Annotated in this window: 15 protein-coding genes and 2 pseudogenes; 14 read left to right on the forward strand and 3 right to left on the reverse strand. The window is 30.4% G+C overall.

Going from position 1 to position 15,545, the window contains the following annotated elements; genetic code table 11:
- Positions 1 to 138: pseudogene (locus NE054_RS08510) on the reverse strand (DNA recombination/repair protein RecA); the annotation flags it as partial.
- Here NE054_RS08510 and NE054_RS08515 point away from each other — a divergent pair.
- The 9 genes and pseudogenes from NE054_RS08515 to amrA form a co-directional block, all read left to right on the forward strand.
- Positions 128 to 286 (forward strand): annotated as a pseudogene (locus NE054_RS08515) (DNA recombination/repair protein RecA); the annotation flags it as partial. The pseudogenes NE054_RS08510 and NE054_RS08515 sit on opposite strands and share 11 nt — an antisense overlap.
- Positions 276 to 1,391 carry a PilT/PilU family type 4a pilus ATPase gene (locus tag NE054_RS03335; protein WP_297888485.1) on the forward strand — a complete coding sequence of 372 codons (1,116 nt, stop codon included), beginning with the start codon at positions 276 to 278 and terminating at the stop codon, positions 1,389 to 1,391. The pseudogene NE054_RS08515 and the gene NE054_RS03335, both read left to right, overlap by 11 nt.
- Entirely contained in the window at positions 1,360 to 1,800 is a 441-nt protein-coding gene (locus NE054_RS03340; RefSeq protein ID WP_297888487.1) for a regulatory protein RecX, read from the forward strand. The genes NE054_RS03335 and NE054_RS03340 overlap by 32 nt, the downstream gene beginning before the upstream one ends.
- Positions 1,797 to 2,735, forward strand: coding sequence for a bifunctional riboflavin kinase/FAD synthetase (locus NE054_RS03345; RefSeq protein WP_297888491.1), 939 nt, complete (start codon positions 1,797 to 1,799; stop codon positions 2,733 to 2,735). The genes NE054_RS03340 and NE054_RS03345 overlap by 4 nt, the downstream gene beginning before the upstream one ends.
- Positions 2,716 to 5,478, forward strand: coding sequence for a tetratricopeptide repeat protein (locus tag NE054_RS03350; protein ID WP_297888494.1), 2,763 nt, complete (start codon positions 2,716 to 2,718; stop codon positions 5,476 to 5,478). Before NE054_RS03345 ends, NE054_RS03350 begins: the two co-directional genes overlap by 20 nt.
- Before the next feature lie 5 nt (positions 5,479 to 5,483).
- Entirely contained in the window at positions 5,484 to 5,990 is a 507-nt protein-coding gene (rimM, locus tag NE054_RS03355) for a ribosome maturation factor RimM (protein ID WP_297888496.1), read from the forward strand.
- Complete coding sequence (locus tag NE054_RS03360; protein ID WP_297888499.1) at positions 5,991 to 7,010, forward strand: LptF/LptG family permease; 1,020 nt, start codon at positions 5,991 to 5,993, stop codon at positions 7,008 to 7,010.
- Positions 7,011 to 7,051: 41 nt separating this feature from the next.
- Positions 7,052 to 7,849, forward strand: coding sequence for an AmmeMemoRadiSam system protein B (gene amrB, locus NE054_RS03365; RefSeq protein WP_297888502.1), 798 nt, complete (start codon positions 7,052 to 7,054; stop codon positions 7,847 to 7,849).
- Positions 7,812 to 8,408: an AmmeMemoRadiSam system protein A gene (amrA, locus tag NE054_RS03370; RefSeq protein ID WP_297888505.1), complete on the forward strand. Its 597-nt coding sequence runs from the start codon at positions 7,812 to 7,814 to the stop codon at positions 8,406 to 8,408. The genes amrB and amrA overlap by 38 nt, the downstream gene beginning before the upstream one ends.
- On the opposite strand, the gene NE054_RS03375 is transcribed toward amrA, so the two are convergent.
- On the reverse strand, positions 8,378 to 9,268 hold the full coding sequence (locus NE054_RS03375) for a glycosyltransferase family 2 protein (RefSeq protein ID WP_297888509.1): 891 nt from the start codon (positions 9,266 to 9,268) through the stop codon (positions 8,378 to 8,380). The two genes, amrA and NE054_RS03375, sit on opposite strands and share 31 nt — an antisense overlap.
- Positions 9,269 to 9,361: 93 nt before the next feature.
- Here NE054_RS03375 and NE054_RS03380 point away from each other — a divergent pair, with 93 nt between their 5' ends.
- The 4 genes from NE054_RS03380 (at position 9,362) to NE054_RS03395 (ending at position 12,676) form a co-directional block, all read left to right on the forward strand.
- Positions 9,362 to 9,688 carry a (2Fe-2S) ferredoxin domain-containing protein gene (locus NE054_RS03380; protein ID WP_028950764.1) on the forward strand — a complete coding sequence of 109 codons (327 nt, stop codon included), beginning with the start codon at positions 9,362 to 9,364 and terminating at the stop codon, positions 9,686 to 9,688.
- Between the two features lie 410 nt (positions 9,689 to 10,098).
- Positions 10,099 to 10,677: a thioredoxin family protein gene (locus tag NE054_RS03385; RefSeq protein WP_297888515.1), complete on the forward strand. Its 579-nt coding sequence runs from the start codon at positions 10,099 to 10,101 to the stop codon at positions 10,675 to 10,677.
- Positions 10,678 to 10,680: 3 nt separating this feature from the next.
- Complete coding sequence (gene dxr / locus NE054_RS03390; protein WP_297888518.1) at positions 10,681 to 11,808, forward strand: 1-deoxy-D-xylulose-5-phosphate reductoisomerase; 1,128 nt, start codon at positions 10,681 to 10,683, stop codon at positions 11,806 to 11,808.
- On the forward strand, positions 11,795 to 12,676 hold the full coding sequence (locus NE054_RS03395; RefSeq protein ID WP_297888521.1) for a LysR family transcriptional regulator: 882 nt from the start codon (positions 11,795 to 11,797) through the stop codon (positions 12,674 to 12,676). The genes dxr and NE054_RS03395 overlap by 14 nt, the downstream gene beginning before the upstream one ends.
- Before the next feature lie 17 nt (positions 12,677 to 12,693).
- On the opposite strand, the gene sdhA is transcribed toward NE054_RS03395, so the two are convergent.
- Positions 12,694 to 14,400, reverse strand: coding sequence for a succinate dehydrogenase flavoprotein subunit (gene sdhA / locus NE054_RS03400; protein ID WP_297888524.1), 1,707 nt, complete (start codon positions 14,398 to 14,400; stop codon positions 12,694 to 12,696).
- Between the two features lie 129 nt (positions 14,401 to 14,529).
- On the opposite strand from sdhA, the gene NE054_RS03405 reads away from it, so the two are divergent.
- A partial coding sequence (locus NE054_RS03405) for an AAA family ATPase (RefSeq protein ID WP_297888526.1) occupies positions 14,530 to 15,545 on the forward strand: 1,016 nt, incomplete at its 3' end.

A 15,545-nucleotide genomic window follows, 5' to 3' on the forward strand; every position in this document is an offset into this window, starting at 1 on the left:
TTCTTCATCTTTGTAAGAGTACCATGCTCCGCTTTTCTTTATCAAACCTATTTCCTCTCCTAAATCTAATATTTCTCCTTCTTTTGATATTCCTTCTCCGTAGATTACATCAAATTCTGCTTCTTTAAAAGGTGGAGCATGGTACTCTTACAAAGATGAAGAAACAGGAGAAGAGATAAAACTCGGACAAGGAAGAGAAAAAGCAAGAGAGTTTCTAAAACAAAATCCTCAAATTACCGAAAAAATAGAAAAAACAATAAAAGAGAGGATGTTAAATGGAGCTTGACTCTGTTTTAGCAGAAGCAGTAAAAGCAAAAGCCTCTGATATACACCTAAAAGTTGGTTCAAAACCTAAAATGAGGGTAAATACAATATTAATGGATATTCCGGGATTCGAAGTAATAAAACCTGAAAATATGCTTAATTTTATCCATAAAATTTTAGAAAAATCTGAAAATAAAAAATCAGAGCTTTTAAAAAATGGTGAAGTAGATATATCTTACTCACTAACAGGAGTAAGTAGATTTAGGGTAAATATATATAAACAACGAGGAACATATGCTATTGCTTTAAGAGTTCTTAAAACATCTATACCGGATTTAAATTCATTAATGCTTCCAGAAGTTATTAAAAAAATAGCAGAAGAACCAAGAGGTCTTGTTCTTGTTACAGGTCCTACAGGTTCCGGAAAATCAACCACTCTAGCATCAATGCTAGATTATAGAAACAGTATTTTTGAAGAAACAATAATAACAATAGAAGACCCAATAGAGTATGTATTTAAAGATAAAAAAGCATACATAGTTCAAAGAGAAGTCGACTTAGATACCAGAGATTTTTATACCGGACTCAGAGCTGCTCTCCGTGAAGACCCTGACGTAATAATGGTAGGAGAAATGAGAGACTTAGAAACTATTCAAACTGCACTAAGGGCTGCTGAAACAGGACATTTTGTTTTATCAACCCTCCACACACAAGACGCAAAGGATACTATAAGTAGAATAATAAACATGTTCCCAGTAGAAGAACAAAACCATCTTAGAATACTTTTAGCGGCGGTTTTAAAGGCAATTATTTCTCAAAGACTTATACCAAGAAAAGATGGAAATGGTGTTGTCCCAGCAGTTGAAATTTTAATAAACACAGGGGCTATAACAGAAGCTATACAAAATCCGGATAAACTTTTTATGATTCAAGACTTAATGGAAAAAGGAAAGAAACAGTATGGAATGCAAACCTTTGACCAAGCGGTTGTAGAACTTTACGAAAAAGGTTTAATAACTTACGAAGACGCTTTACTTTACGCTACAAACCCAGCTGATGTAGAGTTGAAAATAAAAGGAATCACATCCGGAGAAGATGAAACAGAATTCTCATCATATGGATTCTAAAATAAAAAGTTACGTTTACAAACTTTTATCAAAAAAAGATTACTTTGAAGAAGAACTCATAGAAAAACTAAAGAGAAAAGGATTTAAAGAAGAAGAAATAGTAAAAATTATTGATGATTTAAAAAAACAAGGCTTAATAAATGACGAAAAATTAAAAGAAAGATACAAAGAACTATCTATAAATAAAGGTAAAAGTTTTGCAAAATTAAAAAACAAGCTCTATCAAAAAGGCATCACAGATATAGATATTTCAGAAGAGGAAGAACTTCAAGCAGCACTAAACTTATTAAAAAGGTCCTTTAAAAAAGAAAAAACCTACGAAAATGTGGTAAAATTTCTAAAAAATCGTGGATTTAGGTACAGTGTAATCAAAAAAGCTACAGAAATAATACTAAAAGAGGAAGAATGACAAAGATTTTAACATTAAAAGACCTTCCGATAAAAGAAGCAACTGTTTGTACCGTTGGGAATTTTGATGGTTTACACTTAGGACATAAAGAGATTATAAAAAAAATAAAAGAATTTGGAAAAAAAGAAAACCTTAAATCTTTAGTTTTAACATTTTACCCTCATCCAAGAAAAGTCTTAAATCCGGATAGTTTCAAATGTAGTATAGTCAATTTAGAAACGAAAACTTACCTTCTTAAAAAAGAAAAATTAGATTACGTTGTAATAGTGGAATTTAATAAAAACTTTTACCATAAAACAGCCATTGAGTTTTTAAAATTTTTAAAGGAAAGTCTTCACTGTAAAGTCCTTATAGTAGGAAAAGATTGGAAGTTTGGATACAGAAGAGAAGGAAACATAGATTATGCAAAAGAAGTAGGAAAAACCATAGGTATGAAAGTTATCACCGTTGAAGATATTACAATAAACAATCATAGAATAAGCAGCAGCCTTATAAGAGAGTTATTGAAAAATGCACAGTTGGAAAAAGCATGTAAACTACTTGGAAGAAAGTACTTTTTGATAGAAAAGGTAGTAAAAGGAGACGGGAAAGGAAAAGAGATAGGATTTCCTACCATAAACGTAAAACCAGATGAAGACTTATGCCTAAAAAGAGGTGTTTATGCCGGATTTTTAGAAAAAAATGAAAATTTATACAAAGCTGTTATAAACTTTGGAAACAGACCAACAATAGACGGAACAAAAACATTTATAGAAGTGCACCTGTTAGAAACTCCAGAAAATCTACCAAAAGAAAACGATACTGTAAAAATATATTTCATAAAATATCTAAGAGAAGAAAAAAAATTTGACTCTATAGAAAATCTTCAAAATCAGATAAAATTAGATATACAAAAAGCTTTAGAGGTTTTAGAAAGTGAAAAAATTAACCTTTAGTTTAATACTAATACTTTACTCAATCACAGTAAAAGCAAACACCATAAAACTTCCGGAAGTTGTTTTTCCTATAGAGATAGTATCTCAGATTTTAGAAGAAAAACCCTTAATGAACCCTCCAAAAAAATTAGATTTTCAACCTTTAAATGACAACTTAAACATAAAAGAGTACATTCCATTACAAAAACCTTACAACGTAAAACTTCCTTTTCTTAAAATTAAAAAACCAACAGCATACTTAGGTATACCACCATCTAACGCTTTACTTTCAGATGCGATAGATTACTTTGAAAAAGGAGACTTTATATTTGCTCAAGAAAACTTAAATAAATTCGTAGAAAAATACAAAGACAACCAAAACCTATTTTACGCTTACTACCTTTTAGGTTATATAAACTTTGAATTTCAAAAGTACAACGAAGCTCAAAATTACTTAGAAAAAAGTTGCAACTTGAACCCATTAAAAGAAAGTTGTCTATCCTACGCCATCACATTGATAATTAATGATAATTTAGATAAAGCATCTGAAGTTTTACAAAACATTACACAAGATGATGATGTAAAATTCTACCAATTTGTTGTCAAATCTTTAAAGTCAAATGAAAAAATTACAAATATAAACTGTGATAACTTAGATACAGGCTCGTCAGATTACTGTAAATACTTTTTAAAACATTCTCTATTTTTAATCGGTAAATACAAAGAATCCTTAAATTATAAATACTCAGGAGAAAATAAAACATTGAAAAAAGTAAGTTTGCTGATAGATGGATTTAACTATTACTATTTAAAAGATTATGAAAAGGCAAAATCCTTATTTGAAAGTTTTGTAAAAAATTATTTATCAAACGATAATTTGACTAATGTGGCATATTTAGGACTTGGACTAACAGCTAAAGATAAAACGAAAGATTATGCAGAAATTTTAGAATCAAGAGACAGCTATCTAAGTTATTACTTGTATTTAAACGTTATAAACAACTACGCATCACAAGGAAAATGGCTTGATACATTTGTATATATACAAAAAGTGTTGAATCTGACAGATAAAAACAAAGAAAATCTAAGATTTGACTTGGCAGTTTCTCTATACAATTTAAAAAACTATGAATATGCTTTAAATATATTCCAAGATTTAGCAAAAGAGAAAAATGATGAAAAATCATATCTTTACTGTGGATTTTCTGCTTACGCTCAAAAACTTTATAAAAAAGCAGAAGAATGTTTTTCTAAACTAACAGAAAGTCAAGATTACCAAATCAAAAAAACATCTTTGATATACTTAGCAGAAATTTACTACATTTTACATGACGATGAAAATTATATAAATGTCGTATCTACCTTAAAAGATTTAGACGAGAATCTTGCTTACGATTACCTTGGCTGGTACTTTTTTAAAAATAAGGACTATCAAAATGCATATAAAGCATTTAAAGACCCTTATATGAAAGCTGTTTCAGCCTTCAATGCAGGAGATATACAAAAAGCAAAAGATTTAATAAAAGATAAAACCGATAGAAAATTTTTATTTTTATCTGCTTACATTGACATAAAAGAAAATAATTTAGAATCTGCCAGATTGAAACTTAAAAAGATAGCTGACTTATCAACTGATGAACTTAGCAAGAAAGCAAGCTATCTGTATGCGTACCTTTACTTCTCAGAAGGAAACTTTCAAAAAGCTATAGAAGAGTTTAATAATTTTAGAAAGAAATTTAAAGAAGATGATATATACAACCAAAAAGCTTACTTAAGAATTGCTGACAGCTACTACAATCTTGGAGAACAAGATTTAGCTAGAAACATGTATAAAGAATTTATAGAGAAGTACAAAGGTAAAAAGGAAGCTGTAGATGCAGCTTACAGTTTGGTACTATTAGAAACGAAGGGAGAAAACAATGAAAAAGATAAAGTTATAGAAGATTTTATATCCAAATATCCTGATTATCCTATGATTGATACTTTAAAACTTCAACTTGCATCTATATACGAAGAAAAAGGTGAAATAGAAAAAGCTGTTAAAATCTATAATGAACTATCCATAAAAAACACTCCAGAAGGAAACTTAGCTAAATATAAACTTGCAGAAAACTACTTTAAATCAAATCAAAACGAAAAAGCAAAGGAAATTTTAACAAAACTTATAAGCATTCCTGATGAAGATATAAAATTCAAGAGTAATATGTTACTTGCCCAAATTTATGAAAAAGAGGGCAACATAGAAAAAGCTATAACCACTTATAAGAATATAGATTATAATGATGATGTAAAATTTAAACTTTCAAATCTGTTGATAGAAAATCAAAATTACGATGAAGCATTATCTTATCTAAAAGAACTTTTAGATAAATACTCCGATAAAGCATCAGATATATCATTTTACATAGGAAAGATAAAATACAAACAAAATCTTTTAGAAGAAGCAATACCTTATTTAGAAGCTGCAACTAAATCACAAAACTACCAACTTGCATCGGAAAGTTATTACCTTTTAGGAGAGATATACTCTAACAAAAACGATTTAAATAAAGCTTTAAACGCTTACCTAAACGCTATCTACACAAACCCACAGATAAACGATACAACAGCCCTTGCTAGACTAAAAGCAGCAAATATATTAATAAAAGCAGAAAAAAGAAAAGAAGCCTCTTGTCTTATCACTCCATTAATAAATTATAACAATGAAGAAATAAAGAAAAATGCTCAACAACTATTAAAAAATCTACCTAAATGTGTGAGGTAGAAAAAATGGAAAAAAAAGATAAAGTGGTTGCAGGAAAGATACATTCAACACACGGAGTAAAAGGAAACTTAAAACTAGAACTTTACCATGAAAAAATAAAACTTCCAGAAGTTATATACATAGAAGATGAAGAAACAGGAAAACTAAAACCTGTGGATATAGAGTTTATAGACAGGAAGAAGAATCTTATAAAATTCAAAGGATACGACACACCAGAAAAAGCAAAAGAACTATCTCAAAAACTCATCTACATAGACGAAAACCTTTTACCAAAATTAAATAAAGATGAGTTTTATGTTTTTGAACTTGAAGGCTGTGAAGTTTACTTCAACGAAAAATACATAGGAAAAGTAGAAAAAGTAGATGACAGACTTCCACAAGTATACCTAATAATAAAATGTTCAGACGATAAAATAAGATATCTACCATTTATAAAACAGTTTGTTAAAGATGTTGATACAGAAAAGAAAAAGATAACAATAACTCCTCCGGAAGGATGGTTTAGTCTGTAGATGAAGATATTAGATAAGTATCTTATAAAAAACTTTACAAAAAAATTTCTTATTCTAATTGGAATATTCTCTATAGTTATAACATCATCTCAGTTATTACACCTTCCAAGTTTTGCCTACGGTATGAACTTTATAGATTTTCTCAACTTACTCCTACTGATAGATGTTTCTTTTCTTAAATATCAACTTTTATTTGGATTTTTTATTAGTTGGCTTTTAGTTGGTATACACATAAGAGAAAGTAATGAAGTATACGCTATATACTCGTTAGGAGTATCACAAAAACGGATACTAAAATCTGTTTTTATAACTACAGCTTTATTTTCAACGGTAGCATTGGTTATATCAACCTTTTTAGTTCCTTACGCAAACAGAGAAAGAGCAAAGTTTTTAACGGTTAAAGTAAAAAATTACATATTAGAAAGTGTTCAACCTAAAAACTTTACAAAAATAAACGAAAATATATCTGTCTATGTTGAAGATAAAAAAGAAAATACACTAAAAAATGTTATTATTTACAATAAATCAAATAGATATTTAGTTACAGCAAAAGAAGGAATCTTTTACCAAGATAAAATAGTCCTCAGTAATGGATACATTCACATTCCTTCTGAAAAATCTTTCAACGTTTTAAAGTATGAAAAATACAGCTTTAATTTAGATACTTCATACATAAAAGATATTCCATTAGAAGACTACAAAACATCTCAACTTACACAAGTTTTTTTATCAAAAGGTCCGGATAATGAAAAAGCTTTTGCAGTTTTGGTAGATAGATTCTTCTTCGTTATACCATTTTTATTTATAGGGTTTATTGGGTTTTTATCCGGATTGAACTTATCACATACGAAAGAAGTACTGTTAACATTTACCATATCTGTTTCTATCTTTTATATGCTAATAAACTACTTTTTTATAAAATTGATTGAAAAAAATATACTATTTGCACCAATCTATCTAACAGTACTTTTAGTTTTCTTTTTCACAATTTTAAAATTTATATGGAAAAAAGAAAACTAAAGCATAACTTATATATATAACAAAAATAAAGAGGAATAAAAATGTTATCTGTTAGAAGGCCAGCGGTTGCAAACCTATTTTATACAGCAGACAAAGAAAGATTAGAAAATACGATAAAAAATTATTTATTAAAAGCACCTCTTTACCCTTACAAACCAGAAGGTTTAGTTAGTCCACACGCTGGTTATATGTATAGTGGAGTAGTTGCTGCTGTATCTTACAAACAGCTTTTAAATTTAGATTTAGATAAAAACTACACATTTTTGTTGATAGGTCCATCTCACCATGTATATCTTCAAGGAGTTTCTTTTGGTTATTACGATTTTTGGCAAACACCACTTGGAAATGTAAAAGTTGCAAAAGAAAAAATTGAAAGATTTGTAAAATTAAATCCGGATTTTCCATTAACATTAAACACCCTTCCACACCAAAAGGAGCATTCATTGGAAGTTCAAGTCCCCTTCTTACAAGTAATAATGAAAAATTTTGATATCATTCCAGTCGTTTATGGAGATATAGAGAGTGATTTTATAAAATACATAATTGAATATTTTAAAGATGAAAACACGATAGTTGTTATAAGCTCTGATTTAAGTCACTACTATCCGGATAAAATTGCAAGACAGCTTGACAGCTACTGCCACCTAGCAGTTGAAAAGTTAGATGAAAGGTACTTACAAAACTGTGAAGCATGCGGAAAAATAGGTATAGAAGCTATGATAAAGTATGCAAAAGAAAAAGGATTAAAGTCAAAAGTTTTGGATTATAAAACATCAGGAGATACAGGAGGAGATTACAGCAGTGTCGTTGGATACGCAAGTTATATCTTCTATAAGTAAAGAAGAAGGCCTTTTTTTACTAAAGTTAGCAAGAAAATCTATAGAGTATTATTTAACACATAGAAAGATTCTAGCTATAGATGAAAATGATATTCCCTATGAAAACTTAAAGAAAAAAGGTTCATCTTTCGTTACTTTACAAACAAAATGGGGACAACTACGAGGATGTATCGGCTCTATAATACCTTACAGACCTTTGTATGAAGATGTAATAAACAACGCCGTATCAGCTGCCGTCTCTGACCCAAGATTTCCTCCGTTAACACTGGAAGAATTACCAAATATAAAAATAAAAGTATCTGTCTTGACTTATCCTCAACCTCTTTTTTACACAGATTGGAAAGACTTACTTAATAAATTAAAACCATTTGAAGATGGTGTCATAATAAAGTATAAGAACCATACGGCTACTTTCTTACCTGATGTTTGGGAAGATATTCCCAATAAAGAGGCTTTTCTATCTCATTTGTGTTTAAAAGCCGGATTACCTCCAGATTTTTGGAAAACCGGACTGTTAGAGGTTTTTACTTACAAAACAATCTCTTTCAGTGAAGAGTAAGTTAAATACTTATCCAACCGAAAACCTCTTTTTAAGAGAGTTACTAAATTTTTAGAAGTTAACAGTTCTTTATTTTTAAAGCTTTTTAAAACAAACTTCCAGCCGTTGTACAAATCTCCAAATCGCAAACACATATCACCTATATGGAAATATAAATACTCTCTGTAAATGGTTGGTACTTTATCTTTATATTTTTCATATATAAGCAAAGTATTTTTCAACATCTGAATGTTTTTCCTACTTGTCCTTCCGGAATGTTCTCTTATTTTAACTTTATTGTTATCTAAAATTTTTATTTTTAATCCGGATAAAAAGCTTCTTACAAAAATCTCCCAATCTTCTCTGTAATTTAAACTTTCATCGTATTTTAAGAATGAATCTCTTTTAAATCCGGATGCAGATGGATAACCTATGTTTCCAGAAAAAACGATTTCACCAACATCGTCAGGAATTTTTTTTACAGAAACCCTTTTGACATTCCCTTCTGAATCTATGAATGTTCTTGGAAAACTGTACACAATATCAAAATTTTCTAAATATGAAACATTCTCTTTTAAATAGTCTTTATCCCATTCATCATCGTAATCCAGATAAAAAATATAATCTCCTTTAGACAGTTGAAAACCTTTATTCCTACTGTAAGACCTTTCCATATTTTTGTCATTTTTAAAATAAATAATCTTCTGAGAATCAATTAAAGAAGAAAAGTTTTCAAAGATAACTTTTTCCGTACTATCGTTTGAATTATCATTGATAATGATAACCTCAAAATTGTCATAGGACTGAGATAAAACAGAATTTACAGCATTTTTTATATACTTTTCTCCGTTGTAAACAGGAATAATAACACTTACCTTCATATAAAGATTATACCATTTGTAATAAAAATCATTTATTAGGAAATGTCTTTTCCTTAAAATAATTTTAAAATCTATTTTTTAGGAGGAGTTGTAATGGCAGAGTTTAGACATGTTTTTGTGTGTATGCAAAGAAAACCACCAGGAATGCCTTCTTGTGGTGATAAAGGGTCAGACCAGATTTTTATGAAGTTTCAAGAAGCTTTGATGACGAAGGGGCTTTTTAACAAAATGGCAGTTACAGCTACAGGATGTCTTGGTCCTTGTATGTTTGGTCCTAACGTCGTTGTTTATCCGGATGCAATTTGGTACGGAAACGTTACACCTGCGGATGTTGAAGAAATAGTACAAAAACACATAATTGAAGGTCAGCCGGTTGAAAGATTGATAGTATCAAAAGGTAAACCTCCAGGAATGTTCTAATCAAAAAAAGCCGGCTTAAGCCGGCTATCTCCATAAACAATCAAAACTTTACCTCTGTTTACAACCTGTTGATAACCTGTCGATAAGTTGTTGATAACCTGTTCATAACCTGTTGATAAGTTGTGTACAACGTAAAAAAATAAAGGTAGTTATCAACAATCCATCAACAGAAAAATTCCAAAAAATAATATATCCTTTTCAAATACTTATATGCTATAAAATCTAAAAGTTATTGACAAATAATAATTAAGTTATCAACAGGTTATCAACAATAAAAAAATACACTTAAAATATTGAAAAATAATAATTTTTTTCATGATTATCAACGATTTTTTTGTCCTATTATTATTCTTTATTATATATACAAATAAAGTTATAATAATAAAAATAAAAAAGTTAAGGTTGTAAAAATGATTGATTATATAAAACATGAGCTTGAAAACTTAAAAGAAAATGTTAAGATTAGGTACAACTTTGATAAAAGTGAAAAACAGATAGAAGAATTTTTGAAAGGTATTGGTTTAAATAGTAGTTTGATAACTTTGGAATTAGATGAAACTTTACAATATAAACCTGTTTTCATAATAGAAAAAGATAAAATTTCTATTAAGTTTTTGGGAAAGGTTGCCGGTGGTGAAATTAAAGCCTTTTTAGACAGTTTAAAAATGGTTGCAAATAATGAATATCATATATCAGAAAGAATTTTAGAGTTTGTCGAAGAAATAGATAAACCGGTAGATGTTAAAGTTTTTGTGACTACTTCTTGTGGTTGGTGTCCGCCTGCTATTTTGAAAGCTGTAAGTTTTAGTATTGCTAATCCTAATATTAAGACGACTGTTATTGAGTGTTACTCTTTTCCGGATTTGGCAACCAAGTACAACGTTTCAGCGGTTCCTAAAACTGTTGTTAATGATAAAGTAGAGTTTGTAGGTGTTAAGGATGATAACGAATTTTTTGGTTATATAATAAAAGCGTTGGGAGAAGTTTAATCTTTGATAAATATAGGTGTTCTTGGTTCAACAGGTTCAGTTGGCAGACAGACTTTAGAGATTGCAAGAAAGTATAAAGATAAGATAAAAGTCAAACTTCTTGGAGCTTCTAAGCTATCTGATAACTTGATAAACCAGATAAAAGAGTTTAATCCGGATTATGTTTATGTGGAATTAGGAGAATCTCAGATTATAGGGAGTACAAAAATTATAGCAGGGGAAGAAAATTTAGACTTTTTAAAAGACGTAGATTTAGACCTATTTATCATTGCAATTGCAGGAGTAAAAGGTATAAAACCTACCTATATTCTTTTGGAAAGTGGTAAAAAAATAGCAACAGCAAACAAAGAAGCAATAATATGTTTGGGGGAGCTTGAAAAAGAAAACTACAAAAATCTAATTCCTATAGATAGTGAGCATTCTGCAATTTTCCAGATAATTGATAGAAGACCGTTAGATGATGTTAGAAGAATTGTATTGACTGCTTCAGGAGGTCCGTTTTTAAATCTTCCAATAGAAGATTTTGAAAAAGTAACCATACAGCAGGCTTTGAATCATCCAAGGTGGAGTATGGGAAAGAAAATATCGGTAGATAGTGCTACCTTACTTAACAAAGGTTTTGAAGTTATAGAAGCCCATTATCTGTTTGGTTTACCTTATGAAAAGATAGATGTGGTTGTTCATCCGGAAAGTATAATTCATGGTATGGTAGAGTACATAGATGGAAGTGTAATTAGTAATTTGTCTTATCCGGATATGAAAATACCAATATCCTACGCAATATTTTATCCAGAAAGAAAACAGCTAAATAACAACTTTTTAGATTTTACAAAAATAAAAAATTTAACATTTTTACCTCCTGATAATGAGAAATTTCCACTACTTAACTTTGCTATAGAATGTGGTAAAATTGGAGGAATGTATCCTACAGTTTTAACTGTTGCAGATGAAGTTGCCGTTAATCTATTTCTTCAAGGAAAGATAAAATTTTTAGATATTTACGGTATTATAAAAGAAGTTGTTGAAAATTTTAAAGTTTACAATGTTAAAAACGTTCAACAGCTTTTAGATTTTATAAAAGAAGTTGAAGACTTTACTGTAAGTGTAGCCAAAAGATATGGAAATACTTGATTATCATAAACTTAAAATATTTAAAACTGTTGCGGATTTAAAAAGTTTTTCAAAAGCTGCTGACATTTTATTTTTGTCTCAGCCTACTGTAACACTACAGATAAAAAAGATAGAAAATTATTTAGGAATAACGTTATTTCAAAGAAAGAAAAATAGGTTGGAATTAACAGAAGAAGGAAAAGTTTTATACGAATATGCGGCCAAAATATTGGATGATTATAATCAAATGGAAAATGCTTTGTCATCACACTTTTTAATATCTAAAAATTTCTTAACGATTGGAGTGAGTTCTACAATAGGTGATTATTACCTTCCCAGAATTTTAGCTAATTTCTACAAGGAAAATCCAGATTTAAAGTTAAACTTATTTATAGGAAATTCTAAAGAGGTAGCAGAGGGTGTTCTATCGAAAGTTTTTAATATAGGGCTTGTTGAGGATAATGTAGAATCAAATAAGTTTGATATAAAACCTTTTTACCATGATGAGATAATTTTGATTTCTTCTAAAAAAAGTAGTATTTCTGATGTTTTAACCGTTGAGGATTTAAAAGACTACAAGTTTATTTTAAGAGAATCCGGGTCTGGAACAAGAAATGTTGTAGAAGAGAATGTAAAAATAAAACTAAATACGGTAATGGAGGTGTCCAGCTCAAAACTTATAGTTAATATGGTTGAAAATACGGACCTATTAGCTTTTGTATCAAAGTTGATTGCGTTGGAATCTTTAAATTCCGGATTGATAAAAGAAATAAAAATTAAAGACTTAAAAATTTTAAGAAACTTTTCAATAATAACTCAAAAAAATATACGGCTCTCTTTTATTGAAAACAAGTTTTATGTTTACCTTTGTAAAAAGGGGTGCTTGTAAACACCCCATATTCTTGATTAGTATTTTCTTTCTTGTGGTTGATATTTAGTTATTTTTACTTCACAGTACTCTACTTTTGGACCTTCAGGAGTGTAGTAAGAAAGACTATGTTTTAAGAAGTTTTCATCATCTCTGTTTGGATAGTCTCTTCTTGCATGAGCTCCTCTACTTTCTTTTCTTAAAACAGCTGTTGTAGCTATTGCTTCCGCAAGGTCAAGTAAAAAGCCTAACTCTATGTAGTTTATCAATGCGGTGTTGAATATTTTTCCACTGTCTCCAGGAGCAAGGTTTTTATACCTTTCTTTAAGTTCTTTTATTTTTTCTATGGCTTCAAGCATCGGTTTTTCTTCTCTGAATATACCTACTTTATCCCACATAGTTTGAGCCATTTCCATTCTTATACTGTTTATGTTTTCTTTGTTTTCTTTTTTGAGTAAAGATTCTATCTCTCTTCTTGCTCTTTCTTCTTCTGCTTTTAGGTTAAAGTTGTCATCTGGTTTGTTTCTTGCGTATTCTACTGCTGCTGCTCCTGCAGGTTTACCAAACACTACCAAGTCAAGTAAAGAGTTTCCTCCAAGTCTGTTTGCACCATGAACAGATACGCAAGCACACTCTCCTACAGCAAATACACCGTTTACCCCTGTCATACTTGTTTTGTAATCTCTTACATCTATTCCACCCATTGAGTAGTGAGCGGTAGGTCTAACAGGTATTGGCTCTTCTATTGGGTCTACTCCTTCAAAGTCTATACAAAGTTGTCTTATCTGTGGTAATCTGGATTTTATTTTCTCAGCTCCAAGGTGTCTTAGGTCAAGGTGGACGTATGCCATCATACCTTCACCCCAACCTCTTCCTTCCAGTATCTCTGTTTCTATGGACCTTGCTACAAGGTCTCTTGGTGCAAGCTCCATTTTTTCAGGAGCATACTTTGACATGAATCTTTCACCTTTGTTGTTTATAAGGTATCCACCTTCTCCTCTTGCTCCTTCTGTGACGAGTATTCCTGTTGACCTTAGTCCAGTGGGGTGAAATTGTACAAATTCCATATCTTTAAGAGGTATTCCGGCTCTGTAACAGATTGCCATTCCATCTCCTGTAGAACCTATTGCATTTGTGTTTCTTACCCAGTAAACTCTTGCATACCCACCAGTTGCAAATATTATAGCTTTTGATTTTATTGCATGAACTTCTCCATTTCTTATGTCTATTGCTATAACACCTTTTGCTTCGTTGTTATCTACTATCAACTCTGTAACAAACCATTCATTTAAAAACTCAACATCGTTTTTTAAACATTGTTCATAGAGTGTATGGAGTATTACGTGTCCAGTTTTATCTGCAGCGTAGCAAGTTCTTGGAAATCCGGCTCCACCGAAAGGTCTTTGGGCAATTCTACCATCTGGAAGTCTTGAAAACGGAACACCTAAATGCTCTAACTCATATATTCTTTTTGGTGCTTCGTAACACATAAACTCAATTGCATCTTGGTCTCCTAAATAGTCACTACCTTTTACTGTATCAAATGTGTGAACTTCCGGATTATCAGATGGGTCTACGTTTGCAAGGGCTGCGTTTATTCCACCTTGAGCAGCTCCAGTGTGAGACCTTGTTGGATAAACTTTTGAGATGACAGCAACTTTAACATCTTTTGCTTTACTAGCCTCAAGAGCCGCCATTAATCCGGCTCCTCCTGCTCCAACTATCAAAACATCATAGCTAAGCATCTTCACTTCCTCCTAATCATAAATAAAACGATGTTTTATTATAGCATTAACAAAAAAATAATTTCCATATTTTTTTATATCAGTTCATTATGTGGTAAAATGAAAATTAAAATAGTTTTTGGTGATAAAATGAAAAAACTACCAATAGGAATACAAAACCTAAAAGAGATAATTACGGAAGGATACTATTATGTAGACAAAACGCCATTTGTAAAAAAATTACAAGAAAAAGGAAAATACTTTTTCTTAAGCAGACCAAGAAGATTTGGAAAATCTTTATTCTTAGACACTCTAAAAGAAGCATTCAGTGGGAATAAAGAACTGTTTAAAGGTTTGTATTTGTATAATAACTGGGATTGGGATAAAAAATATCCGGTTATAAGGATAGATTTAAGTATAGCCTTAACAGACACAACAGAAAGATTAGAACATTCTCTTAACTACTTATTGGACACCAATGCAAGTGAATACTCCATAGAATTACAAAACCAGCACCCTAACCTAAAATTCCAAGAACTAATAAAAAAACTGTATGAAAAACACAGCCAAAAAGTAGTGGTATTGATAGATGAGTACGATAAACCAATACTCGATGTTATAGAAGACACCCAAAAAGCAAAAAACAACAGAGAAGTACTCAAAAAATTCTTTGAGATACTAAAACCATCTGACCCATACCTACACCTTGTATTTTTAACAGGAGTATCAAGATTTTCAAAAGTATCTATATTCAGTGGATTAAATCAGCTAAACGACATAACCTTAGACAGAGAGTTTGCAACCATCTGCGGATATACACAGACAGAGTTAGAAACAGTCTTTGAAGACAGAATAAAAGACTTTGACAAAGAAGAAGTAAAAAGGTGGTACAACGGCTACAACTGGCTTGGAGAACCTGTTTACAATCCCTTTGATATACTGCTTTTATTTGATAAAAAAGAATTTAGACCATACTGGTTTGAAACAGGAACACCTACATTTTTGATAAAAATGTTTCAAAAAAACCAGTACTACCTTCCGGATTTAGAGAACTTGGAAGTAGGAGAAGAGATACTGTCTAACCTTGATATTGATTACATCTATCCGGAAAATCTACTGTTTCAATCCGGATATCTGACTATAAAACAAACAATACAGATAGAAGA

The sequence above is a fragment of the Sulfurihydrogenibium sp. genome (genome assembly GCF_027448985.1).
In the GTDB taxonomy this organism is placed as follows: domain Bacteria; phylum Aquificota; class Aquificia; order Aquificales; family Hydrogenothermaceae; genus Sulfurihydrogenibium.